The following is a 23,991-nucleotide window of genomic DNA, read 5'->3' as shown; positions in this document are numbered from 1 at the left end:
ATGCGTCGTCGACCTGCCGTGCCTGCCGAATCCTTCTTCGGCGACCGCGGCGGAAACGTACCGCACGCGGCAGGGGCACTTCAGTGCCCCTCGGTGCGGCACACCGGGTGGGCCGCGTGCCGGCCGTTCGGGTGGGCGAGCGGGGTGCGCGGGTCGGCGGTCCGCGAGATGGCCGACTCCACGGCGGCGATCCGGTCGGCCAGCAGGCCCAGGGCGGCGACCGCACGGACGAGATGGTCGGCCTCCGGGCCGCCGAGGGCCAGGGCGCGGACGTGGGCGGCTTTCACCTCCGACCAGCGGGCCGCCTGTCCGGGCGTGAGCGTGCCCCGCAGTTCGGCCAGTTTGAGCAGGCCGGCCTCGGCGCCGGCCGTGAGGGTCTGGGCCTCCGCCCGGTAGTGGTCGTCGATCAGGGCCGCCACTTCGGCGGCGTTCATGACGGGCCGGACGCGCTGGGCGATCTTGTTCATGTTGCGGTACGAGCCCTGGAGCCGGAAGGGCGGCTCGGTGCGGGTGGCCTCGGACTGCGCGGCGGAGGCGAGGTACGCGGCGTTCACGGCCAGGACCGTCCCGCGGATCGTGAGCAGGTGGCCCAGGACCGCCAGGACGCGTTCCAGCTCCACGGGGGCGTACGGGTGGGTGAGCCGGTCGGCACGGGCCGCGGGGTCGTGCCCGGCGAGCCGGACGAGCAGGTCGAGGTCGTCGCGGTGGCGTCCGGCGAGCGGGGCGAGGACAGGGTTGGCGGTGAGGGCGTTCTCGACGAAGCTGGCGGCGAAGGCGTCCTCCTTGCCGGTCAGAACGTCGCCGAGGTTCCACACGTCGGCGCGGTTGGCGAGCATGTCGGGCACCTGGAAGCGGCTGCCGGACTCGGTGTACGGGTTGCCGGCCATGCACACCGCGAAGCGCTTGCCGCGCAGGTCGTACGTGCGCGGCTCGCCGTCCCGCACCCCCTCGACGCGACGGGTGGCGTCGCACAGCGGGATGAACCTCTGCAGCAGTTCGGGCGAGGTGTGCTGGATGTCGTCGAGGTACAGGAGGGTGTTGTTGCCCGCCTCCAGCGCGAAGTTGATCTTCTCGACCTCCCGGCGGGCGGTGGCGTTCGGGGCCTCGGCCGGGTCGAGCGAGGTCACCGCGTGGCCGAGGGCGGGGCCGCCGACCTTCACCAGCATCAGGCCGAGGCGGTCGGCGACGTACTCCACGAGGGTCGTCTTGCCGTAGCCGGGCGGGGAGAGGAGCAGCAGCAGGCCGCCGGTACCGGTGCGCCCGGACTCGCCCGTGGTGCCGAGCTGCTTGGCGAGGCTGTCGCCGACGAGCGGCAGGTACACCTCGTCGACGAGCCGGTTGCGGACGAACGCGGACATCACCCGCGGGCGGTGTTCGTCAAGGCGCAGCCGCGCGCGTTCCTCGGCCGCCAGGGCCGTACGGCGGCGCTGGTGGGCCCGGTGGGCGGGCACCTCGTGCCTGCGGAACGCCCTTGTCCGCGCGAGGAGTTCGTCGACCCGGACCGTGAGGGTGCCGCCGGTGAGGCGGGGGTGGGAGCCGAGCAGGCCCTCGACCGTCTCGGTCAGGGGCGCGTCGGACCCGTAGCGGGTCAGGTCCGGGCACAGCTCGGCGGCCACCGCCTCCGCCAGGTCACCGGGTGCGAGGTCCGTGCCGGTGGCGGCGGCGTACGCCGACAGCCACGCCTCGACGAGCTGCCGGCGCGCGCCCAGGTCCTCGAGGGCGGTGAGGTCCTCGTGGTACGCCGGAGTGCCCACCGTGCGGCGGAACGCGTCGAGCAGGGCGCGGGCACCCGCGCTGACGACGAAGCCGTCGGGGCCGCCGGTCAGTTCCTCGAAGAGGTAGGCGGAGGCGGCGTCCGCGGCCTCTCCGCCGATCGCCTCCGCCAGCTCCTCCCGCAGGTCGGCGATGGCGGGCGCGAGCCCGAACGCCTCCCGGGCGCGGGCCAGGGACACGGCCCGGCGGGTCCACGCCTGGCGCTCACCGGCCGTCGTGCGGTGCGCCCAGAACAACTGGGCGGCCGCGCGGGCCGCCGGCTCGTGGCGGAGCGGGCCCGCGCCCTCGTACAGACGGAGCAGCGCGGTGAGGATCAGGACGGTGTCGTGGTCGTGGACTCCGCGCTCGTACCCCTCGTCGTACGCCTCCTGGGCCGCCCGGCGCACGAGGGCGGGCAGGTCGGCCCCGGCGAGCCCGGTCGGGCCGTGCTCGTCGAGCAGCCGGGCGGCGAGGTGTTCGGCTCGGTAGACCCCGGGCGACTCCGACGGCAGCGGGCGGTCCCCGTACGGGCCGGCCGCGTCGAAGCCGGGCTCGGTGACCGGGGAGCGGTAGTCGGTGCCGGTGATCGCGAAGGCCAGTCCGTCGCCGTGCGGGACGAGGGTGAGGTCGAGCGGCTGGGTGTTCACCGCGAAGCGGTGGGCGCCCAGGCGGACGGTGCGGCCGCCGTCGGTGTACAGGTCGGTGCGGTCGCGCAGGGCGCGGCCGGCCTCCTGACGGGCGGCCTCCAGGCGGCCGTCCAGCTCCTGTGCCCGGACCTGGTCGCCGAGCGCGCGCAGGTCGCCGGCGATACGGCGGACCTTGGCGGGCATCGGGTCGGAGCCGAAGTACGCGGCGACGGCGTCCTCGTCGGCGAGCGCGCGGGCCCGGCGGGTGACCGTCTCCAGGACCCGGTCCGCCGAGTCGGCCAGGCGCTCGGCGCGGCGGGCCCGGGCGTCGGCGAGGTTCTGCTTGCGGACGGCGAACGCCTCGTGGATCTCCTCGCGCCGGTCGGCGAGTTCGCCGAGGAAGTCGTCGGGGCCGTCGAAGCCGGCGGACTCCGCGAACCGCGCCTCCAGGTTCTCCACCTGGAGGAGCAGGCGGGCGAGGTGGTCGTCGCACGCCTCGGGGCTGTCGGCGGACGCGAGGGCGCCGGTGACGGCCTGGCCGAGCAGGGCGAACTCGGCGGCGAACTCGGCGCGTCCCTCGCGGCCGCGCAGCTCGCCGCGGCGGCCGTCGAGGACGGCGCGGGCCCGGTTGACGCCGGCCAGGACCTCGGAGATCCGCTCCAGGACGGCCGTGCGGACGGTCGCGTCGCCGATGTCGAGGCCCGCGACGACCTCGGTCACCGTGCCCAGCCCGCTCGCGAGTTCGTCGATGCGGGCGGCGACGGGCGCGGCCCCGGCGACGGTGGTGACGGCGGCCGCGTCCGCGAGGAGCCGCTCGACGTCCGCGTGCTGGTCGGCGAACGCGTCGTCGCGGGCCAGGTGCGCGACCGCCCGCTGCCCGAACGAGGCGAGGTCGGCCTCGACGTCCGCGGCCAGTTCGTCGACGCGGGCCGGGTCGGCGTACCGCATGTCCTTGAGCGTGAGCAGGTGTCCGTGCGCCTGCCGCAGTTCGGTCAGGCCGGACACCCAGGCGGCGGCGCCCCGCGGGACCTCCCCACGCAGCCGGCGCACCAGCCGGGCGGCCCGGTCCGCCCCCTCGTCGAGCGCGTCGGCGGCCTGCCGGGTCAGCGCCCGGACGGTCCCGAACTCGGCCAGCACCTGCTCGGCCGTCGTCCGCACCTGCGTGAGCGGCTCCCGCAGATCGCCGAGTTCGGCGTCCCCCAGCCAGTGGCAGGTGTCGGCCGTCCGGTCGCAGGCCGCGACCAGCGCCTCGTACACCTCGCTCGTCGGGGTGGTCCCGGCGACCGCACCGGCGATGGACAGGCAGTCGGAGATGCCCCGCACGAGATCGGCGTTGCCGACGCGGGCGAGCGGGCCGCCGCCGACGGGCCGGGCAGCGGCACGGGTGTCGGAGAGGTAGGGGGAGCGCCACAGCTGGACGGGGTGGACGCGTTGCGGCTCGTCGCTCTCGCCGCGCAGCAGGACCAGCGTGCCGTCGTCGAGGAGGGCCCAGCCCCGGCAGGTCAGCGGGGCCTCGACCGCCTTGCGGATCACGTTGTACGGCAGCAGGAGGCCGCGGCCCGCCACGGGTGCGTGGAACGCGAAGAGAACGTCCTCGCCGTCGGGCGAGCGGACCACCCGCTCGAACTCCGGCGCCGCCGGGTGCGAGGGGCCGGCGATGCCGTCGAAGGTCCTGTGCGTGCCGCCGGCCAGGCAGTAGCCGCCGGGGAAGACGATGCCCTGGTCATCGGGCAGGCGCCGGCACGCCCGCCCGATGCCGTCGAGGCGGGCGACGCTCCCGGTGAGCGTGTCGAACACCAGGTACCGGTGGGCGTCCTCCTTGTAGGGGCGGACCCGCAGCAGGATCAGGGCGCCCACCCGCGCGTACGCGATGTCGGCGTCGGCGAGCGCCTGCAACGGCTCGTCGACGGGTTCGGAGTGGATGCCCCCACCCGTCTCCGTGTCGTCCTCGGTCTTCACGGTGAGGGTGCCGCCGACGGTCGTGACGAAGAGTTCGCCCTCGACGGACACGTGCGGGTGGCGGCCGAGGACGTGGTCCTCCCGGGTCGTCGCGGTCCAGGTGAAGTCGTGGGCGGGCGGGGGGACGTGGTCGCGGTCGCCGCGCGCGTCCAGGAAGGACACCTGCCCGTCGTCGGCGAGCGCCCAGCGCAGGACGCGGATGTCGCCGGCCTCGACGCCGGTCCGGAACACGGCCAGGAGCCTGCCGTCGACGCGGCTCAGACGCAGCAGACGGGCCTGGCTGTAGTAGCGGTGCAGGGCCGCGAACTCCCGTACGAGACCGGGGTCGTCGAGCAGGCCGGGCACGGCGTCGTCGGGCAACCGGTTCAGGTCGCGGTCGTACAGCGCGAAGACGTCGCCCACGGCCGTGTCGGGCCCCCGGCCGGGGAGCACGTGGTGGCCGAGCAGCAGCACGTCGCCGACGGCGACGAGGTCGCGGGGCACGCAGGTGTGCCCGGTGCGCAGGTGTCCGGTGCCGGTGAGTTCGAGGCGCGTCGCGCCGAACTCCTCGACCCGGCGGCTGTTGAGCGCCTCGGCACGGCGGGCGAGTTCGGCGGCCTGCGCGGTGAGCCGGTCGCGCAGCACCTCGTACGTACCGGTGTCCGGGCCGATGGTCATGGGTCCCTCTCAGAAGCTCTCAGAAGTCGAAAGAAGCGGTCCGCAGCTGCCCTCCCCTGTGCGGCAGCTCCGGACCGCGGCCTGTCAGACCTCGGCGCTGCCGTTCAGGGCGGCGAGCGAGGTGTCCGCGACACCCAGCTCGCCCGCCCTGTCGAGCAGTTGCCGCAGGGCGCCGGACTCGGTCCCGCCCGTCTTCATCAGCTTCATCAGCAGCGCGGAGACGGTCAGGTTCTGCACGTCGGCCGTGGAGACCGAGCCGAGCACCCGGCCGAGGTCGTCGGTGAAGCTCGCGGAGCCGTCCAGCCAGGGCCCCGCGAGGGCCTGTGCCGTCTCGGAGTGCCGGACGAACCCGTCGACGCTCTTGCCGAGCGCGATGGAGGAGACCAGGCGGTCGAGGAAGACGGACTCGCCGCCCACGATGTTGATGTCGGCGTTCTCCAGTCCGGTGGCGAGGACGGTGGCCTGTGCCTCGGCGACGTGCTTCTGCGTCTCGAGTCCGGCCAGCCGGATGTCCTTCTCCGCCTGGAGCCGCAGCCGGTACTCCTCGTGGCCGCGGGACGCCTCGTCGAGCGCGGCCATCGCCGCCGCCTTCTCCGTCAGCCCGGCGGCCTCCGCCTTCAGCTTCTCGCCGATGCCCTCGGCCTCGGCGAGCGCCTTCGCCCGGGCGCCCTCCGCCTCGGCCCGCATCCGCGCCTCGGCCGCCCCGGCCTCGGCACGGCCGGTCTTCTCGACGACCTCGGCCTCCTTGTCCCGGACCCGGACGGCCGCCAGACCTTCCGCCGCGGCCTCCGCCTGGACGCCCTCGGCCAGCCGCAGCTTGGCCCGCGCGTCGAGGTCGGCGCTCTTCAACCGGGCCTCGGCGAGGGTGATTTCCTCGGCGGCGCGGTGCACGGCGGCCTGCTCGGCGGCCTCCGCGGCCTTGATGTCCTTGACCAGCCTCTCCTGCGCCTGCGCCTCGGCGGCGATGATCACGGCCTGCCGCTGCCGTTCCGCCTCCTCCACGGCACGCAGCTTCTTGATCGACTCCTCCTGCTCGGCGACCGTACGGTCCACGGCGACCCGCTCCCGGATCACCTCGGCGATCTCCCGCTTCTCCGCCTCGACCTCCTTCTCGGCGGCGATCCGCGTCAGCCCCGTCTCCCGCTCGCGGGCGATGACCTCCAGGAGGCGGTCCTTCTCGATCCGCTCGCTCTCGACGGCGATGACCCGCTCGCGGTTCTTCGCGGCGACGGCGACCTCACGGGCCTGGTTCTCCCGCTGCACCCCGAGCTGCTCCTCGGTCCTCAGGAACGCGCTCTGCGCCCGCAGCCGCTCCTCCTCCACCACCCGCGCCGTCTCGGCCTCCTCCCTGGCCCGCACGGTCTCGATCTCCCGCCGCTGCTTGATCTCGGCGTCGGCCTGGCGGCGCTCCAGCTCCAGGACGGCCTCGCGGGCGTCGACGTTCTGCCGGGTGATCTCCTTCTCCTCGTGACGCTGGAACTCGTTGGTGCGCACGTGCTCGATCGCCGTCAGCTCGGTGATCTTGCGGATGCCCTGGGCGTCGAGGACGTTGGCCGGGTCGAGCTGGGTGATCGGCGTCTGCTCCAGGTAGTCGATCGCCGCGTCCTCCAGGTGGTAGCCGTTGAGGTCGACGCCGATGACCTCGATGATCCGGTACCGCAGCTCCTCGCGCTTGGTGTACAGGTCGGTGAAGTCCAGCTGCTTGCCGACGGTCTTCAGGGCCTCGGAGAACTTCGCGTGGAACAGCTCCTGCAGCGTGTCGCGGTCGCTCGCCCGCGCCGTACCGACGGCCTGGGCGACCTTGACGACGTCCTCGACGGTCTTGTTGACCTTCACGAAGAACGAGATGCGGATGTCGGCGCGGATGTTGTCCCGGCAGATCAACCCCTCCTTGCCGGCCCGGGTGATCTCGATGGTCTTCACCGAGATGTCCATCACCTCGGCCTTGTGGAGCACGGGCAGCACGACCTGCCCCGTGAAGGTCACGTCGACCTTGCGCAGCTTGGAGACGATCAGGGCCTTGCCCTGCTCCACCTTGCGGAACAGGCGGGAGACGACGAGGAAGAGGAGGAGCGCTGTGAGCAGGCAGACGCCGACGCCCACGGTGATGGCGGTCATGAGAAGCATCCTTGGCAGGTGAGGTACCCGAGACCGGGCGGGCCCGGACGTCGTCGGGAGTCGGAAGAATCGGGGGGGGGAGCGCATGCCGGGGTCCGGAAGCGGACACGCGCTTCCGTGCTCCCCCGGAGGACACCCCCGCAGGCCGGACGGTGTGCGGCTGCGGCTGCGGCTGCGCCTCAGGCAGCCCGACCGCGTGCCCGGTGTGCCGCGTCGGGGCGGTCGCTCCGGAAGGGGCCGTCGTCCGCCCGCTCCGGACGGACCGTACGGCGCGGCCCGGCGAAGTCCGGCGTGGACGGCCCGGGTTCATCGGGGCGGAGGCGCTGCGGCAGCCGTGCCGGCGCCCGGGTCGCGCACCACGAGAGCGCGGCAGCGGCAGCGAGGACGGCGAGCCCCGTCAGCGCACGTGCCGGCCCCGGGGAGGCGAGCGGCTCCAGCACGACGGCCGCGCCGAGGCCGGCGGACCGGGCGAGGGCCGTCCACAGGGAGACCGGGACCGCGACCGGTACGCCGCCCGGCCCCGGTGCGCCGAGGTCCGCGTTCTCGTCGAACGCGCGCGGGTCGGCGGCCCCCACCGCGACCAGCAGCCAGGAGCCCGCGGCCACCAGCAGGGGGACGGTGAACAGGAAGGTCGGAAACGCGGTGGCGACCATGAAGAACGTCCGCATCCCCAACCCCCCGATCGGCCCCGTCCCGCGACGGCCTCGGCACGCCCGGCCGGCCTGATGCCGGGCACCTGCCGGTGCTCGGCATCGAAGCCTTCCTCGCGTGCTCCCCTCGCCCCCATCCTGCCCGCGCCGGCACCTCACCGCATTGCCGGATCCCGGCAGTCTTGACCGGACCGTCCATGCCGGTGCCCTGCCAGGAAGGCGTCAGCAGGGCGCCGGGGCCGTCCCCTCCCCGGCGGGTACGGCGATCATCAGCAGGGTCACGTCGTCGTCGTGGACGGCCGTGTCGGGGATGAGGGTGCTGATCAGGCGGGACGCCGCCCGGTCGAGGCTCTCCGCACCCGTGCGGGCGTCCTTCGGGGCGCCGTCGAGGGCGTGGGTGAGCAGGTCGATCCGGGCCTCGATGTCGGTGCCGGGCCGTTCGACCAGTCCGTCGGTGTAGAGCACGAGGGTGCTGCCCGGCGGCAGCGGCCGGGTCACCTCCTCGAACGGCACCCCGCCGCCGCAGGCGTCGTTGACGCCCAGCGGCACACCGACCGGTGCCGACAGCCGGTGGGCCGGCCCGTCGGGGGGCAGGACGATGACGGGCAGGTGCCCGGCCGAGCACAGGGTGACCTCGCACGCGTCCTGGTCGATGACCAGGTAGACGCAGGTGACGAGCTGGTCCGCCAGGTCGCCGACGAACGCGTCCAGCCCGGTCATGAGCCCGCCGGGCGTCGTGCCGGTGCGGGCCAGCGCGTGCGAGGCGGCACGCAGCTGTCCCATGACGGCCGCCGCCTCCAGGCCCCGGCCCATCACGTCGCCGATGACGACGCCGGTACGGCGCCCGCCGAGGGGGATGACGTCGAACCAGTCGCCGCCGACGCCGGGGTCCTGGACGGACGCCAGGTAGCGGTGGGCGCTGGGCAGGTACGGGAGGTGGGGCGGCTCGCCCATGAGGCTGTGCTGCAGGGTGTAGGCGATGTGCCGTTGCTGCTCGTAGCGCTCGGCGCGTTCGGCCTCGGCCCGTCTGCGTTCGGTGATGTCCCGCACGGTCAGGAACACCAGGGTCTCCTGCTCGGTGCGCAGGCTGCTGACGCTCACCTCGACGGGGAACTCACCGCCGTCGCCGTGCAGCCCGTACAGGCCCCTGTCCGTGATCATCGGCTTCGGATCGCGCAGGCGCAGGTAGGCGCCGAGGAGGGCGCCGTGCCGCCGGCGGCGCGCAGCGGGCGCCAGGTCGACGACGTCGGTCCCGACGAGGTCGCCCGGCGAGCGGCCGAAGAGGGGTTCCACCTGTGCGTTGGCCATGACGACGACGCCCCGGCCGTCCGTGATCAGGGTGGCGTCGGGTGCGGACTCCAGCAGTGCGCGGAAGCGCCGGTGGGAGCGCTCGACCTCGCGCTGCGCCGCGGCGCGTTCGGTGACGTCGGTGACCACGCCGCACAGCGCGTAGGGCGTGCCGCTCGGGTGCTTGAGGGGGAACAGGGAGGTGAGGAGGTCGCGCGGACCTCCCGGAAGGGCGAGCGACTCCTCACGCTGCACGGGGTTGCCGTCGGCCAGCATGGCGAGGTCGGCGGCCCGTACCTGACGCGCGAGGACGCGGGGCAGGACGTCCTTGTCCCGGCGGCCCAGCGTCTGCTCCCGGGACAGGCCCGTGGTCTCCTCGAACCTCGTGTTGACCGCGAGGTAGTGGCCTTCGAGGTCCTTGATGAACACCACGGCCGGGGTGTGGTCCATGAAGGCCTGCAGCAGGGTGTTCTGCCGCACCTGCCATTCGGCACGCGCGTGTGCCACCTCGACCCGGCGGCCCACGGCCAGGGCCGTGAGGACGACCGCGGTGAACACCGCGACGTGGCCGCACACCAGCAGCGCGGTGCCCAGCCGCGCCCCGAACAGTCCCGCGTCCTCGCCCGCCAGGACGGCCCAGCCCAGCAGCGGCGGCACGACCACGACGGTGGCGAACAGCCAACGGCCCAGCGCGCCCGTGGTGCCCGCGTTCGTCAGCAGCCCCGCGGGACCCTCGTCCGGCCGGGCCAGGAAGGCGGCCGTGCCCAGCAGCACCAGGGCGAGCGCGGTGTGCAGGGCCATCCCCGTGTAGGCGCCGAACCGCTCCAGCTCGGGCACCGCGTAGGCGGCCCCGTACAGCCGCAGCATGCCGAGTGCCGCCACGGCCAGGGCCGGGATCTGGCTGACCCGGGCGGGGATCCGGGACGTACTGGCGCACAGTGCCGCCAGGGCCCCGAGGGCCAGTGCCGCGGCCGTGTTGGGGGCCATCCGGCCGGGCGTTCCCGTCGCCGTCGCCGCGGTGTCGTCGGTGAAGAGGAGTTCGTCGATGCCGAGGCCCGCCCCGGTCGTGTACTCCAGGAAGGTGAGTACGCCGATCAGGGCGGCCAGGGCCGCGGCGGCCCTGGCCGCGACGATCCGCGCGCGGACGGGACCGGTGGCCACCAGGTACAGGGAGAACCCCAGGGCCAGCACGGCCACGGCGGTGTTCGCCTTCATGGCCACCGGGTCGCCGGGCAGCACGCTCTTGAGCGCGTCGACGTCGACGACCCATCCGGCCAGGCTCACCGCGCCCAGCAGGGCGGCCGTCAGGGCGGCGGCCCGGGCCACCGCGCGAGCGGCGGCCAGGACGGATGCCCGGAACGGCAGCCCGTCGGCCTGCGCCGCTCCTCGTGCGCCGGGCGGCTCGGGCACCTGCTGCTCTCTCGTCACCGCGTTCCCTGTGGATGGAGGACCGATCCTCATCCTTCAGGTTAAGAGCGACAAAAGGGAAACGAGCGGTGGTGGAAGGGAAGGGCCCCGCCGCCCGTCGGGGTGACGGGCTGCGGGGTGGGTTCGGTGCCGCGGTCAGTTGGTGAAGGTGAAGTACTTCCAGGCGCCGTGGGTGGTGGAGTTGACGGAGTCGCCGGAGGAACCGTTGACGTACGACGAGCGCATCCGGGCCCGGATGCCTGATTCACCGGGCGCTTCCAGGCGTACGGCCGACCTGCCGTTGGTGGCCAGGGCGAAGTACTCGGACCCGGAGTCGTACCAGGAGCCCTGGTAGTAGACCTGGAGCTGGAAACGCTGCTGGCGGCCCGCGTAGTAGTTCATCGTCGTGGTGAACACCGGGTCGGTGTTCTTGCGGAAGTAGTAGTACGTCGTGGAGCCGATCTTGCCCGTCCTGTAGTGCTTGGAGACGGCGGTGGAGATCTTCACCTGGGCGTACGCGGTCGACTTCACGGTCTTGGACGCGTACCGGGCGTCGCCGTCGAAGACGGCGGTGACGGTGGTGTCACGGGTCATGTCGACGACCGCCGACAGGTTGCCGCCGGAGTTGACCCTGGCCTTCTTCAGCAGCCTCTTCGGCTTGTCGGAGCCGAAGGGGTCCGCGTAGAGGGAGACGGTGCGGTTCTTGTACGTCGTGCCGAGGTGCGCGGTGAACGTGACGTCCTTGCCGTACGCGTACAGCTTGCCGTTGTTGTTCAGGGTCAGCGCGGTCGCCTTGCGCGAGACCTGCACCGCGTCGTGGCCGGCGGCGGGGGCGTGCGTGGCGTCGCCCGCGTAGGACACCTTGTAGGTGACCTTGCCGCCGGCGGGCGGGGTGTCCGTGAAGGAGAAACCGCCGTCGGCCCTCGTCCTGACGGCGGCCAGCGCCTTGCCGCCCGGGGACTCCACGTCGGTGCGGATCACCTTCAGGGCGGTGCCCGCGGGAAGGGGCGTCTTCGAGGTCAGCCGGCCGGTGACGGTGATCTTCTTGGCCCGCTCCGCCGTCGTGGGGGCCGACACCGTGAGGGCGGGCAGCTCCTTGGTCGGGTCGGTCAGGGCGCGCAGGGTGTACGTGCCGTAGGTGTTCACGGAGACGGCGAAGACGCGGCTCGCGTCCGGCGCCCAGGCCAGCGCTCCGTCCACGAGGGTGTCGGCGCCGCTGCTGTTGCCGGTGTTGGGGAAGTCGTACTCGCGCGTCGGCGTCGGGTCGCCGGGCCGGTGGATGTGCACGTCGGGGTCGTACCAGGAGAAGCTGCCGCCCGCGACGCTGCCGTCGGGCGCGACCCGTACGGCGTTCGGGTACGCGTCGATGGGGTAACCCGCCGCGTTCGTGAGGTCGGTGGTCGAGTAGGCGCCGATGCCGTAGCCGTACTCGGGGCTGCCCCACGAGGTGAGCACCTGGCTGCCGTCCGGCGTCAGGTCCAGCTGCTTCACGGCGGTGTCCATGTCGCCCTTGCTGCGCAGCGTGGCTCCGTCGGCCGTGACGTCGTACACGGCGAGCGTGCCGCCGTTGCCCGCCACCAGGACGCCCGGGACGGCCGGATCGGCTGCCAGGAACATCCCGAACGCGCCGTGGAAGTCGACGTCGCCGCGCTCGGCGAGACGGACGACGGGTTCGGTGCCGGAGACGTCCAGCGAACCGAAGTCGGTGCCGTGGGCGAACCAGATCCGGCCGTCGACGACCTCCAGGTCGCCCGGGGCGGCGCCGACCGGGTAGCTCGCGGTCGCGGAGTACGTCGCCGTGTCCACCGACACGATCCGGTCGCCGTTCGTCACGGCCGCGTACACCTGCCCGGAGTCGGCGGACAGGGCGAGGCCGGTCACGCCGGGGAGACCGGTCAGCGTCGCCTTCACGGCGCCCGCATAGTCGGTGACGACGATCTTGCCGCCGGTCGGGTCGGAGACGTAGACGCGCTGGTGGGCGCCGTCCACGACGATGTCGCCGACCGACTTCACCGGAAGCGTCCTGGCGGAGTCGGCCACGGCCGTTCCCGCGGTGCCCACGGCGAGGACCGCGGAGCTGAGGACGACCGCGAGTGCGGTCGCGGTCGAAAGGGTGCGCGTGCGCACGATGATGTGAACCCCCACAGAAGCAGCCCGGTCGGTCACCCGGGCGGAGATGAAAAGGCCGCACGTCCCCCCTCACACCGACGATGGGTGTGTGGACGCCGCCAAGAAAAGCAGCGTATGGCATGCCAGTGACAATCGAGGACTGAAATATCGGCCGCCGGCAGACCGGACGGCCGGTGTCCGAGGTCCGTGCCCGCCGGGCGGCCGAAGCGGGTCCGGGCGACGCGCCAGGTGTGCCCGGCGAGTGCTCTGTCGGCGGCAGGGCGGAGACGGTGGCGAGGCAGCCGACGCACCGGGCCCGGCCCGGGGGAAACGGTGGCGTGGGCCCCTGGGCGGCCGGAGCCGCCGCGGCCGGCGAGCCGGTTCGGGAAGCCGGTCCGGGAAGCCGGTCCGGGAAGCCGGTCCGGGGAGTGCGTCGGCACCTCGGGCGACGGCCCGCCGCCCGGCCTCCGGCGTGGCCGGCCCCCGGGGCCGGAGCCACGGCGGGCAGGTCCGCCACCCCGGCCGTGTCCCGTAGGCAGGCGGCGGCCGCGGAGCGCCGGGCGGGGCCGTGCCCGGCCCCGCCCGGGTGAGGCTCGGTCCCTCCCCGCGCGCGGGCGTCCAGGCGGACGGGGCCCCGGCCGCGGTCCCCTCGATGTCGGTCACTCCCCGCCGCGGGCGATGGCGACGGGGCAGTGGGCGTGGTGCAGCAGGGCCTGGCTGACGGAGCCGAGCAGCAGGCCGGTGAAACCGCCGCGGCCCCGGGCGCCGACCACCACCAGTTGGGCCCCGCGGGTGGCGTCGAGGAGGGCCGGGCGGATCCGGGAACGCACCAGCCGCCGTTCCACCTCGACCTGCGGGAAGGCCTGCTGCCGGGGAGCCACCGTCCCGTCCAGCAGACGCCGCTCTTCGGTACTCAGCCGGTCGACGTCGGACACCACGGCGTTCAGGGGGTCGCCGGGGCCCTCGTAGGCGCGCTCGCTCCAGGTGTTCCACACATGCAGGGCCACCAGTGGTGCCTCGCGCAGTGCCGCCTCGGCGAACGCGAACCACGCCGCGGCCTCGCCGGCCGGGGAGCCGTCCACCGCCAGCACCACCGGACCGGCCGGATCGGGACGGCCGCGCACCACCATCAGCGGACACCGGCCGTGCGCGGCGAGCTGCACCGCCGTCGAACCGAGCAGCAGCCCGGTGAAGCCGCCCAGTCCCCGGCTGCCGACCACCGCAAGCGACGCCGACCGCGACTCGATCTCCAGTACCTCGAGCGCCTGCCCGGGCACCACCGACCGGGTGATCTCGATGTCCGGCACGATCTCGCGGGCGCGTTCCTCGGCGCGGGCCGGCGCCCCGTGCGTCATCGGCCCCAGGCCGTGGCCGGCCGGGTTCCACGGCGGTGCCTCGCCCGGCAGGTGCCCGGCCCCGTGGCCGAAGGCGTGCACGATCCGAAGGGGCGCCCCGCGCAGGTGCGCCTCGCGGGCCGCGACGACCACCGCGCCGAGACTGGAGGCGGATCCGTCCACACCCACGATCACCGGATCGGTCACGGGGTCCTCCCGTCCGCGAGGCCGCCGACGCACGGCTCTTCCTCTCCCAGCCTCGGCGCGGACGCCCGTCGCGTCCACCGGACACCGGGCCGTTTTGAGAGCCGCTCGGCCCTGCCGGGCACCCCCGCACGGTCGGGACACCACCAAGACCGTGCGGGTCGGACAGCCGCGTACGGGGACCCGAGTGCCCGGCGGGGCCTGCCGAAGACGTGAGCCCGGCGGGACCGGTACCACGGGAACCACGGGGGACCACGGGGGACCACGGGTCCGCGCGGGAGACCCGGGATCACCAGGGCGGGCAGATCCGCACGGTCGTAGACGAGGCGCCGCTGCCCGGTGGGGGACGGCGCCACGGGTTCGTCGACCACGAGGGCGACCGGATCGGGGCCGCCGCCCGGCGCTCGGGCGGCTTCGGGCCGGTGGTGCGTCCCGGTGACGATCCGGACGGGGCCGGCCGGTCGCCCGCGCCACGGGACGGCGCGCAGGGGCGCGGGCCGGGCGCGGTCAGTGGGACGGGTCCGCTCCCCGCACCACCGCGACCGGGCAGTGGGCGTGGTGCAGCAGGGCCTGGCTGACGGAGCCGAGCAGCAGGCCGGTGAAACCGCCGTGGCCCCGGGCGCCGACCACGACCAGCTGCGCGGACCGGCTCGCCCCGATCAGTGCCTCCCGTGTCCCGCCGTGCACCACCTTGTGGTCCACCACCACACCGGGATACCGCTCGCGGCAGCCGGCGAGCGCCTCGGACAGCAGGCGCTCCTCCTCACCGGCGAGGGCGCCCGGCGGGTTCGCGTACGGCTCCGCGGCGTCCTGCGGCGCGGGCAGCGGCGCGTTCCACGTGGTCCAGGCGTGCAGCGTCACCAGCGGGACCTTCCGCAGCTCCGCCTCGGCGAAAGCGAAGTCCACCGCCCGCCGGCCCGCCGCCGAGCCGTCGACGCCCGCGACGACCGGGCCGTCGGCACGGGCCGGCTCGCGCACCACCAGCACCGGACACCGGCCGTGTGCCGCCAGGTGCACCGCGGTCGACCCGACCAGCAGCCCGACGAACCCGCCCATGCCCCGCGACCCGACGACCACCAGCTCGGCCTCGCGCGACTGTGCCTCCAGGACCGTCAGCGGCTCACCGGTCACCACCGCCTGCCGGACGTCGACGTCCGGCGCCGTCGCCCGCGCACGCTCGGCCGCCTCGGCCATCAGCCGGTCGACCATGGCGCGGATCCCGCCCTCGGGCGGCCCCAGCGGCGAGGGACCCGTGGGCACGTGCATCGCGGGCCAGACGAACGCGTGCACGATCCGCAGACCCGCGCCCCGCGCCCGCGCCTCCCGCGCCGCCGCCTCCACCGCGTCGAGGCTCGACGCCGCCCCGTCCACACCGACGACCACCAGACCGCTCATCGCGCCTCCCGCCGCACGCCCGACTCCTGTGGAACGCGTTCGCTCCCACCTCCAGGGTCGCCCCGTCGCCGCCCTTCGGCGCGGGGGCCGGGTGGTGCCGTCGTACGGGCCGGCCGGCACCTCCCCGCGGCGGCGCGCCGCACGCCGGACCCGGACCCGGGCCCGCGTCGGTGCCCGTCCGGCCCTGGGCGGGGGACCGTACGGCCCTTCTGCGCGCGGTGGCGCCCGTGGTGTCCTGCAGGTGACGGGGAGGGCCCGTACACGGACGCGGAGGAGCAGCCGGGAGCTGCGCACCGCGTGATCAGGATCCGCGAGAAGCGGGTGGACCCTCCTCGTCGACCACGTGTCCGCGGAGTCGCGGCCCACCCACCGGCGCCGTCAGCGGGTCTGCAGGCCGTCAGCGGGTCTGCAGCCACACCGCCAGGAGACCGGCCACGGCCGTGCCGGCGCCGTAGCAGGCGCCCCGCAGGAACTGGTCGGCCGCTGCGCGGCGGCGGCGGGAGAGCCACCGGGTGAGGTCGCACGCCGTACGTCGGCAGCGTGCGGCCGTGGCGGACAGCCGTCGTCGGACGGCTTCCCGCCGGGGCGGTTCCGTGGGGCACCCCGAGCGGGCGCGCCGTACGTTCATGGCTGCTGCACCTGCCTTTCCGTGGAGGGCCGGTCATCGCTCCGCGAGGACCGGGACGGCGTGGTCGGCGGTCGGGGCGGGGCGGAGCGGGCGGAAGGTGACGTGGCCGTCGGCGTCGACCCGGGCGCCGTGGACGGCGGGCTCGGGCAGGCTGTTGTAGTGGAACGGCGTGGAGAAGTAGTAGGCGCCGGTGTCCGGTACGACGACGAGGTCACCGGCGTCGAGGAGAGGCAGCTCGCGGTCGCGGGCCAGCAGGTCGCCGGCGAAGCAGCACGGGCCCGCGACGTCCTGGGCGACGGGCCGGCCGTGCTTGGCGGTGCCGTCGGGGTCGTGGGCCTCGATCCGCAGGGGCCAGGCGTCGGGGGCGAACACGGTGCGGGTGGCGACCTGGGCGCCGGCGTGCGTGATGGCGATGGGGCGGCCGCCGACGGTCTTGGTGTACTCGACGTACGCGGCCATGAACCCGTTCTTGGCCAGGACGGAGCGGCCGAACTCGGTGACGATCTCGTAGGCGCCGGAGAACAGGGCCGGGGCGTGTTCGCGCAGGCGGTCCACGTAGGTGTCGAAGCCGGGCGTCGTCTCGTCGTCGGCGAAGTTGACGGGCAGTCCTCCCCCGATGTCGATGCCGGTGACCTGCCGGCGGCCGAGGTGGGCGTTGATCTCCTCGGCGAACTCCACCGCCTGCGCGATGCCCTCGGCGATCAGGTCCAGGGGGCAGCCCTGCGAGCCGACGTGCGTGTGCACCCGGGTGAGCCAGGGGCGGTCGCGGTACGCCCGCAGCAGACGCCGCCGGTTGCCCTCGTCCGTCAGCGGGATGCCGAACTTGGAGGTCGCGGTGGCCGTGCTCATGGCGCTGATCGAGCCGCCGCCGACCTGGGGGTTGACCCGCACGCCGATCCGGGAGCCGGTGTCGCGGGTGGCGAGGATGTCGTCGATGCGCGCCAGTTCCTGGAAGCTGTCCGCGTTCACGGCGACACCGAGGCTCAGGGCACGGACCAGTTCCGCCCGGGTCTTGGCCGGGGAGTCGAACACGATGTGCGCAGGGTCGAAGCCGGCCTCCAGCGCCCGGGCCAGTTCGCCGGCGCTGGCCACCTCGCAGCCCATGCCGCCCCGGCGCAGTTCCTCCAGGACGGGGACCAGGCAGTTCGCCTTGGCCGCGAACGCGTGCAGGACCTGGAGGGAGTCGGGAAACGCGTTCCGCAGGGAGGTGACGGTCCCTTCGACGCCGTCGAGGTCGACGAACCCGGCCAACAGCGCGGTGTCGGGGTCCAGGAGTCCCTGCCGGACGGCCGCCCGCAGGATGCGCTCGCGCCGGGCCGCCCCGGTCTCGCCCTCGTACCCGCTGTTCCTGGCAGAAACGCTCATTCCGTACCTTCCCGGAGCCTTGAAGTCCCGACCGCCGCACGCCTGCCGTGCGGCGGGACCCTCAGGTTCCCCGCGCGGCGGTGCGGGTGTCTTCGTCGGGAGTTCCGGTGTCGCGCACCGCGGTTCTCGCCGTGGAGCGAAACCGCGGGCGGGGGACGGTCGCCGTGGTGCGCGGGCACGAAGGAACCGCTCCTTCTTCGTGCCGGCGCCCGACGGGACCCTCCGCCTCAGTCCTGCCCGCCCTCGCGCTCCAGCAGCCGCAGTTGCAGCTGCGCGAGGAGCCGGGCGTCCGGGCTGCCGAGGTCGAGCCCGGACACCTCGGTGAGCCGGCCGATCCGGTGCCGCAGGCTGTTGGCGTGCACGCCCAACGCCCGCGCGGTGTCCGGCACATGACCGAAGTGGTCGAGGTAGGCGCGCAGGGTCCGCACCATCGTGCCCCCGCCGTGCCCGGCGTCGTACGCCAGCAGTCGCGCCACCGGCGTGTCCGGGGCCGGCGCCGTCCCCGTCAGCGTGTCCAGCATCTGGTTCAGGGCGATGGTCTCGGCCACCTCGCTCGCGAAGGCGACGGTGCGGTGTTCTCCCGGCGAGAGCAGGGCCCGCAGCGCCAGGTCCGCCGACCGGCGAGACCGGGGCAGGTCCGCCAGGGTCTCGACCACGGTGCCCAGACCGATCCTCGCGTCGGGTCCGAACGTGTCGGCCACCTGCCGCACCAGGGCCGCCCCCGTCCGCGCCACCTGCTCGCCGGCCCGTCGCACGTCCTGGTGCAGCGCGCCGAGCAGGACCAGGGCGCCCCGGTCGACCGGCAGCACCACCGGGGTGACGTCGTACGCGCCGCACCGCACCGTCAGCAGCGCGCACAGCTTTGCGGTCTCCTCGGCCCCGCCGGACGTTCCGGTGCGCACCGCCAGCACGGCGCAGTGCCCCCGCGCCGGTATCCCGGTGCGTTCGGTCAGGACGGCGGCGGATCCGCGTCCGTCGAGCAGCGCGCGGGCCGCGTCCTCGGCCAGGCGGGCGTGCGAGCGGTGGGACCGGTGGTGCAGCAGGTGCGCGGCGGCCGCCCGTGCCGCCGACCGCAGGGTGTCGGAGGCGTGCGGGGGGAGATCGCCGCCCGCGGCCGCCACCCAGATCGAGCCGAGGACCTCGCCGCCCGCCCGGACGGCCACCACCAGGCGTTCGGGATTGTCCCCGTGCGCCGGCCGGTGGATGACGTCCCCCGAACCCCACAGGGCCCGGAAGAACCCGGCCTCCCGCATGGCGGAGACCCGCCACTCCGGCACCCGGCGGCCGAGGATCGTCAGCCGGCGCAGCTCGTCCACCTCCTCCTTCGTGGACGAGTACGCCAGGACGCGGGACTCCAGGTCCTCGATCGTCACCGCGCCGCCGACCAGGACCGCGACCGCGTCGGCCAGCCCGTTCAGGTCGCCCGGCGGCACGGCGGACACCGCCGGGTCGGCGGGCGATCCGGACAGGACCAGACCGGCCCGCAGCGCCCCGACCAGCTCGGTCCAGCCGCACCACGCCGTCCGCAACAGCAGCGCCGTCCCGCCGTCCTCGGCCGCCGCCCGCAGCGCCTCGGGGAGGGGTCCCGACCCGCCCTGCCCGAAGACGACCGCGACGGCGCCCGATCCGGCGGCTTCGCGCACGGCGTCGACGGCGGCGGCCGACCGCGGGTCGACGCCCACCACCAGCAGCACCTGCCCCCGCGCCGGCCCCCGGTCCAGCGGGTCCAGCACCGTGACCCCCTCGACCACGACCCCGAGGCCGCGGGGAGCCACGCACAGCTCCAGCACACCGGCCCCCATGACCGACAGCAGCCGGTCCAGTGTCGGGCCCGGCACCACGTCGCCCCCCGGCCCGGCCATCGCGTCCGGCGCCATCCGGACCCCCTTCCGTCGGCACGGTGTGTGACGGCGAGTGTAGGAGGAGTCACCCGAACGGGTCACCGGAACCGAGGACGTCACGGGGCCGGCCTTCCGCGCGCCGCCCGTCAGGCCCGGCGTCCCGCGCGCCGCCCGTCAGGCCGGCGTCCCGGCCGGGGCCGCCGTGCGCGCCGCCTTCCCCGCGATCCGGCGGCGGCGGGTCGGCAGGCCCAGGGTGGGGTTGGCCACTCCCCAGGCCGCGCCCTTGCAGACCAGTTCCTTGTAGAGGGCGGCGGTGCGTCCGGTCAGGGCCGCGCGGACGGCCCGGTCGTCCGCGGTGACGTACTGGATCAGACCCTGCCTGCGGCCCAGGGAGATGCACTGGTTGAAGTAGCGGATGGACACCTGCGGGATCTTCGTGCCGGTCAGGCGGGCCGCGATGGCGTCGGCGGCCTGCCAGGCGGTGGGCACGCCCGAGGCGCACGACATGCGCAGCGGCTTGCCGGCGGGGCCCGTGACCCGGGCCGCGTCGCCGATGGCGTACACGTCCGGGTGGGAGACCGAGCGCATGGTCCGGTCGACGACGACCTGGCCGGTGCCGGTGACCTCCAGGGTGGTGGCCCGCGCGACCGGGTGGACGGCGAAGCCGGTGGTCCACACGGTGACCGCGGCCGGTACGGACGTGCCGTCGGCGGTGGTGACGCGGTCGGCGTCCACGGCGGTGACGTCGGCGTGCTCGTGCACGGTGATGCCGAGGCCGTCGAAGACCTTGCGCAGGTGCCCGCGGCCCTTGGGCGAGAGCCAGTCGCCGAGGCCGCCGCGGACGGCGAGGGCGACGTCGAGGTCGGGGCGGGCCTCGGCGATCTCGGTCGCGGCCTCCACGCCGGTGAGGCCGCCGCCGACCACGACCACGGGCTGTCCGGCGTCCAGGCGGGCCAGGCGCTCGCGCAGCCGGAGTGCTCCGGGGCGGCTCGCGATCTCGTGGGCGTGCTCGGCGGTGCCGGGGACGCCCTGGTCGTTCCAGGCGCTGCCGAGGGCGTACACGAGGGTGTCGTACTCCAGTTCCTCCTCGGTGGCCTCCGTGCCGGCGTCGGTGCCGGCGTCGGTGCCGGTGACGGTGACCGTCCGGCGGTCGGCGTCCACGGCGGTGACCCTCGCGAGCTTCAGCTCCACGCCGGTGCCCGCGAACATCTCGCCGAAGGGCCGGGGCCTGAGGTGCCGGCCGACCGCGAGCTGGTGCATCCGCACGCGCTCGACGAAGTCGGGCTCGGCGTTGACGAGGGTGACGGCGACGTCTTCGCGGTGCAGCCGCTTGGCGAGGCGCCCGGCGGCGACGGCTCCGGAGTATCCGGCTCCGAGGACGATGATGCGGTGCTGCATCTCCATACTCCTGTCTCGAGCGGGTTCGCCCCTTGAACCGGGCGGCCCCGCGTTTCCTGACAGGAACGCGATGTGAAGCAGCTCACATCCGCGTCAGAACGTGACGCGGACGGGCTCGCCGTGGCCGGTGGCCGCCCAGTGCCGCGTCGCGCGTTCGAGCTTGTCGGGGTTGACCTGGTTGCGGAGCCCGGCGATGCCCTCCGGTGTGACCTCCAGGCACATGACGCCGATGACGCGGCCGCCGACGACCACGACGACCGCGGGGTCGCCGTTGGCGGCCGTGGCGTACATCTCGGCGGAGTCGCCGACCAGGGCCCGCTTGGCCTTGCCGGGCTTGAACAGGCCGCGCAGGAACGTCGCGACCGCGAGCGCGCCCTCGAACGCCTTGGCGCGGGCCGGAACCTTGCCGCCGCCGTCCCCGATCGAGACGGCGTCCTGGGTGAGCAGCCGCACGAGCGGCTCGGTCCGGCCGCTGGTGGCGGCCGCGAGGAACTCGTCGACGATCCGCCGGGCGGCGGCCTCGTCGATCTCGGTACGGGCCCTGCCGTCGGCGACGTGCTTCTTGGCGCGGTGGAACAACTGCTGGCTGGCGGCCTCGGTGATGTCGAGGACCTCGGCGATCTCCCGGTGCGGGTAGTCGAAGGCCTCCCGCAGCACGTACACCGCCCGCTCGCCGGGCGACAGCCGCTCCAGCAGCGTGAGGACCGCGTACGACACCGACTCGCGCTGTTCGGCGGTGTCGGCGGGGCCGAGCATCGGGTCCCCGGCGAGCAGCGGCTCGGGAAGCCACTGGCCGACGTAGGTCTCGCGCCGGGCGCGGGCCGAGGTGAGCTGGTTGAGGCACAGGTTGGTGAGGACCTTCGTCAGCCAGGCCTCGGGAACCTCGATGCGCGCGACGTCGGCGGCCTGCCAGCGCAGGAACGTCTCCTGTACGGCGTCCTCGGCCTCGCTCGCCGAACCGAGCAGGCGGTAGGCGATGGCCTCCAGGCGGGACCTGGAGGCCTCGAACCGTTCCACGTCGTTCACGGTCAGGGCCATGGCCAGGATCCTAGGCCCTGTCGTCGCCTTCCCGCCGTCCGCCCGGAGGGCGGGCCCCGGTCCTCGTACGGGACGTACTCGGGTCAGGGCCCGGTGCGGCGAGCGGGATCCCCCTCTGAGGGGGAGGCGTGCACGGCGTCGCGGGGCAGGCGGGAGGGTGACGGCAGGGCCCGGTCCCCGCGGCCCACGGTCCGGTGGCCGCCTTCTCGGGGGACGCCGGCCTGCGGGAGCGGCTGCCGCGTCCCCGGGCCGCCCACGCCGGCCGCCGGACCGTGGGCGGCAGGGCGACCGGGGCGTCGGAGACCGGCGGGCGGGCATAGGCTTCGAGGGGCGGGCCGTACGTCGTCAGCGCGTCGGCACACAAGTACGGGAGGCCTGAGTGGATCAAGAGCCGTTGCCCTCGGAGGGGTACGCGGAGGTCCGTGTCGTCGCGGCGACGCCGGACGTCGCGCGCCGTGTCGCCGAGGTGCTGCGCCGCTGTTTCGCCTCGGCCGAGCAGCGCAGTTATCCGGCCGGCCAGGAGGGCGGGACCCGGCTGCACCTCACCATCGACACCACGCAGGCCGCCGGGCCCGCCCGGTCCTGGCTGTCGGCCAGCGAGTCCTCCTCGAAGGACCCCGCGCACACCGACGAGGTCTGACCGCCCGTCCTCAGGCGTCGAGGACCAGGAGATGCCAGGCCGAGGCGGGCAGCGGCTCGCCGCCGGCGTCCGCCTCGGCCTCCCGCCAGCCCCAGGACCGCAGTGCCTTCAGCATCCCGGCGTCGGTACGGCTCACCAGCGTGATCCCGGCCGTCGCGTCGTGGTCGGCGAGCAGCCGCCGCTGGAGACGCCGGGCGAGGTTCCCGTCACGGCCCTGGTGCCGTGTCCGCACGGCGGGCCGGACGACGATCCGGGAGATCGCGAAGAGCCGCCCGGAGGCGGCCGGGCAGCGCAGGTCCGCCGGCGGGTTCCCGTCCGTACGCACACCCCGCCACCAGGCCCCGCGGTCGTCCACGGGAAAGCCGTAGGCGCACCCGGTGACCACGGTGGTCTCGGCGATCAGCAGCGCGAACCCCGGCCGTCGCAGGTCGACGGCGAGCCCCCGCAGGAAGGCGTCCCGGTCCCGCTCCCTCGCCCACGGCCTGCCGCCGACGGTGTCCGCGTACAGGTCGCCCAACTGCCGCAGCCGGTCCTCGACCTGACCCCGGCTCAGCGCGCGGACGCGGTCGGCGTCCCGGGAGGACGGGTCCTGGTCCCGGGGGGTGGGACCCGGTCCGCGGTCGCGTCGCGGTTCGAGGGGCCACCGGTGGACACCGGGCCGCGCGGGCTCCCGGGTCGCCGGCCGGCCGGGCACGTTCACGGTCATGGGGCGAGCCCTGCTCCGGGCGCGGACGAATCCGGTCCGGCGTCGTCGGTCACCGGGAACGGCAGCGGCGGGCGGCCGGTGCACGAGACACTCCCGGCCCCTTCAAGGTACTCCAGGGCGTGGCCGGCACCCCGATGGCCGAACTTTCGTTCAAGCGGCCGGGCCCCTCGTCCGGCAGGGCCGACGGTCTCGTCCGGGCGGCCGCGAGGCTCGTCCGGGCGGCCGCGGGGCTCGTCCGGGTGGCCGCGGGGCTCGTCCGGGTGACGGAAATTCCGGACCGGACGGGCCCGATCGGCCCGTGCTACTGTCGATTTCCGGTGCCGTCGCCGCCCGGTACCGGTACCGACCCGCACTTCGCAGCTGGGGCCCGCACCTTGGGGTGCGGGCCCCAGTTCGCTGTATCCGGGGGATGCGGCACGCACCCGCCCTTCCCCCACCGCTCGCCCTTCCCCTGGTCCCCGTCTCCCCGGGGCAGTCCCTTCTCTTCGCTCTGTGAGGCAACATGCGCTGTGTCATCGCCCGGTACCCGTTCGACCTGACCAAGAGCGGGGTGCTGGTCGCGATGGCGGGCGTCACTCCCGAGCTGATCACGGGCGAGTCCGTCACCGTCGGCCGCCGCCGCTACCCGGTCAAGCAGGTCGGCGAGGTCGTCACCCGGCAGGACCGGCGGGACTTCAGCAGCGGCGAGGTCGTCCGGGCCATGCGCCGTCTCGGCTTCACCTGCCACGGCCTGCCCGAGGAGGCCGCGCCCGTGGGCGCCGGTTCCCCGAGCGCCCTGCAGTCCGCGTCACAGATGCTCGGCGGCCCCGACCCGCGGGGCGTGTGAGCACGGACGGAAGCATCACGCCGGCGCCGTGCCCCACGGCCGCGCCGACGC

General features: G+C 74.7%; 15 protein-coding genes. 2 read left to right on the top strand and 13 right to left on the bottom strand.

Annotated features, from left to right (window positions below; genetic code table 11):
• Positions 1–80 precede the first annotated feature (80 nt).
• The 12 genes from ACIP5W_RS07195 to sigJ all read right to left on the bottom strand — a co-directional run bounded on the left by ACIP5W_RS07195 (position 81) and on the right by sigJ (position 21,768).
• A complete protein-coding gene (locus ACIP5W_RS07195) occupies positions 81–4,994 on the bottom strand; it encodes a DNA repair ATPase (protein ID WP_401467923.1) in 4,914 nt (1,637 codons plus the stop codon).
• 84 nt (positions 4,995–5,078) lie between these two features.
• Positions 5,079–7,112, bottom strand: a complete 2,034-nt coding sequence (locus tag ACIP5W_RS07190) for a flotillin family protein (RefSeq protein WP_401467920.1) — start codon at positions 7,110–7,112, stop codon at positions 5,079–5,081.
• A 179-nt stretch (positions 7,113–7,291) separates the two neighbouring features.
• Positions 7,292–7,780, bottom strand: a complete 489-nt coding sequence (locus ACIP5W_RS07185; RefSeq protein WP_401467917.1) for a hypothetical protein — start codon at positions 7,778–7,780, stop codon at positions 7,292–7,294.
• Between the two features lie 204 nt (positions 7,781–7,984).
• Positions 7,985–10,477 (bottom strand): SpoIIE family protein phosphatase, encoded by a 2,493-nt coding sequence (locus tag ACIP5W_RS07180; RefSeq protein ID WP_401467914.1) that lies wholly within the window; start codon positions 10,475–10,477, stop codon positions 7,985–7,987.
• Between the two features lie 135 nt (positions 10,478–10,612).
• A complete protein-coding gene (locus ACIP5W_RS07175; RefSeq protein WP_401467911.1) occupies positions 10,613–12,583 on the bottom strand; it encodes a YncE family protein in 1,971 nt (656 codons plus the stop codon).
• Positions 12,584–13,224: 641 nt separating this feature from the next.
• Positions 13,225–14,106: a universal stress protein gene (locus ACIP5W_RS07170; protein ID WP_401467908.1), complete on the bottom strand. Its 882-nt coding sequence runs from the start codon at positions 14,104–14,106 to the stop codon at positions 13,225–13,227.
• A 504-nt stretch (positions 14,107–14,610) separates the two neighbouring features.
• A complete protein-coding gene (locus ACIP5W_RS07165; RefSeq protein WP_401467905.1) occupies positions 14,611–15,498 on the bottom strand; it encodes a universal stress protein in 888 nt (295 codons plus the stop codon).
• Between the two features lie 397 nt (positions 15,499–15,895).
• Complete coding sequence (locus tag ACIP5W_RS07160) at positions 15,896–16,126, bottom strand: hypothetical protein (RefSeq protein WP_366059103.1); 231 nt, start codon at positions 16,124–16,126, stop codon at positions 15,896–15,898.
• A gap of 33 nt (positions 16,127–16,159) precedes the next feature.
• Positions 16,160–17,491: a diaminopimelate decarboxylase gene (locus ACIP5W_RS07155; protein WP_401467901.1), complete on the bottom strand. Its 1,332-nt coding sequence runs from the start codon at positions 17,489–17,491 to the stop codon at positions 16,160–16,162.
• A 227-nt stretch (positions 17,492–17,718) separates the two neighbouring features.
• Positions 17,719–19,368, bottom strand: a complete 1,650-nt coding sequence (locus ACIP5W_RS07150; protein ID WP_401467898.1) for a helix-turn-helix domain-containing protein — start codon at positions 19,366–19,368, stop codon at positions 17,719–17,721.
• Positions 19,369–19,506: 138 nt separating this feature from the next.
• Positions 19,507–20,730 carry an NAD(P)/FAD-dependent oxidoreductase gene (locus ACIP5W_RS07145; RefSeq protein WP_401467895.1) on the bottom strand — a complete coding sequence of 408 codons (1,224 nt, stop codon included), beginning with the start codon at positions 20,728–20,730 and terminating at the stop codon, positions 19,507–19,509.
• 93 nt (positions 20,731–20,823) lie between these two features.
• Entirely contained in the window at positions 20,824–21,768 is a 945-nt protein-coding gene (gene sigJ, locus ACIP5W_RS07140; protein ID WP_401467892.1) for an RNA polymerase sigma factor SigJ, read from the bottom strand.
• Between the two features lie 379 nt (positions 21,769–22,147).
• On the opposite strand from sigJ, the gene ACIP5W_RS07135 reads away from it, so the two are divergent.
• On the top strand, positions 22,148–22,408 hold the full coding sequence (locus ACIP5W_RS07135; RefSeq protein WP_401467889.1) for a hypothetical protein: 261 nt from the start codon (positions 22,148–22,150) through the stop codon (positions 22,406–22,408).
• A 10-nt stretch (positions 22,409–22,418) separates the two neighbouring features.
• Here ACIP5W_RS07135 and ACIP5W_RS07130 read toward each other — a convergent pair whose 3' ends face one another.
• Entirely contained in the window at positions 22,419–23,114 is a 696-nt protein-coding gene (locus ACIP5W_RS07130) for a hypothetical protein (RefSeq protein ID WP_401467886.1), read from the bottom strand.
• A gap of 502 nt (positions 23,115–23,616) precedes the next feature.
• Here ACIP5W_RS07130 and ACIP5W_RS07125 point away from each other — a divergent pair.
• Positions 23,617–23,940, top strand: a complete 324-nt coding sequence (locus ACIP5W_RS07125; RefSeq protein WP_401467884.1) for an SCO5918 family protein — start codon at positions 23,617–23,619, stop codon at positions 23,938–23,940.
• Positions 23,941–23,991 lie beyond the last annotated feature (51 nt).

Source organism: Streptomyces sp. NPDC088766, from assembly GCF_044750845.1.
In the GTDB taxonomy this organism is placed as follows: Bacteria; Actinomycetota; Actinomycetes; order Streptomycetales; family Streptomycetaceae; genus Streptomyces.
This window is presented reverse-complemented; position numbering and strand designations above follow the sequence as displayed.

What these genes read in the sequence shown, in the direction of transcription:
- ACIP5W_RS07155 (WP_401467901.1), bottom strand. Translation starts at nt 17,491, where the DNA reads ATGAGCGTTTCTGCCAGGAACAGCGGGTACGAGGGCGAGACCGGGGCG.
- ACIP5W_RS07185 (WP_401467917.1), bottom strand. Translation starts at nt 7,780, where the DNA reads ATGCGGACGTTCTTCATGGTCGCCACCGCGTTTCCGACCTTCCTGTTC.
- ACIP5W_RS07125 (WP_401467884.1), top strand. Translation starts at nt 23,617, where the DNA reads ATGCGCTGTGTCATCGCCCGGTACCCGTTCGACCTGACCAAGAGCGGG.
- ACIP5W_RS07145 (WP_401467895.1), bottom strand. Translation starts at nt 20,730, where the DNA reads ATGCAGCACCGCATCATCGTCCTCGGAGCCGGATACTCCGGAGCCGTC.
- ACIP5W_RS07130 (WP_401467886.1), bottom strand. Translation starts at nt 23,114, where the DNA reads ATGACCGTGAACGTGCCCGGCCGGCCGGCGACCCGGGAGCCCGCGCGG.
- sigJ (WP_401467892.1), bottom strand. Translation starts at nt 21,768, where the DNA reads ATGGCCCTGACCGTGAACGACGTGGAACGGTTCGAGGCCTCCAGGTCC.
- ACIP5W_RS07150 (WP_401467898.1), bottom strand. Translation starts at nt 19,368, where the DNA reads ATGGCGCCGGACGCGATGGCCGGGCCGGGGGGCGACGTGGTGCCGGGC.
- ACIP5W_RS07190 (WP_401467920.1), bottom strand. Translation starts at nt 7,112, where the DNA reads ATGACCGCCATCACCGTGGGCGTCGGCGTCTGCCTGCTCACAGCGCTC.
- ACIP5W_RS07165 (WP_401467905.1), bottom strand. Translation starts at nt 15,498, where the DNA reads ATGAGCGGTCTGGTGGTCGTCGGTGTGGACGGGGCGGCGTCGAGCCTC.
- ACIP5W_RS07160 (WP_366059103.1), bottom strand. Translation starts at nt 16,126, where the DNA reads ATGAACGTACGGCGCGCCCGCTCGGGGTGCCCCACGGAACCGCCCCGG.
- ACIP5W_RS07195 (WP_401467923.1), bottom strand. Translation starts at nt 4,994, where the DNA reads ATGACCATCGGCCCGGACACCGGTACGTACGAGGTGCTGCGCGACCGG.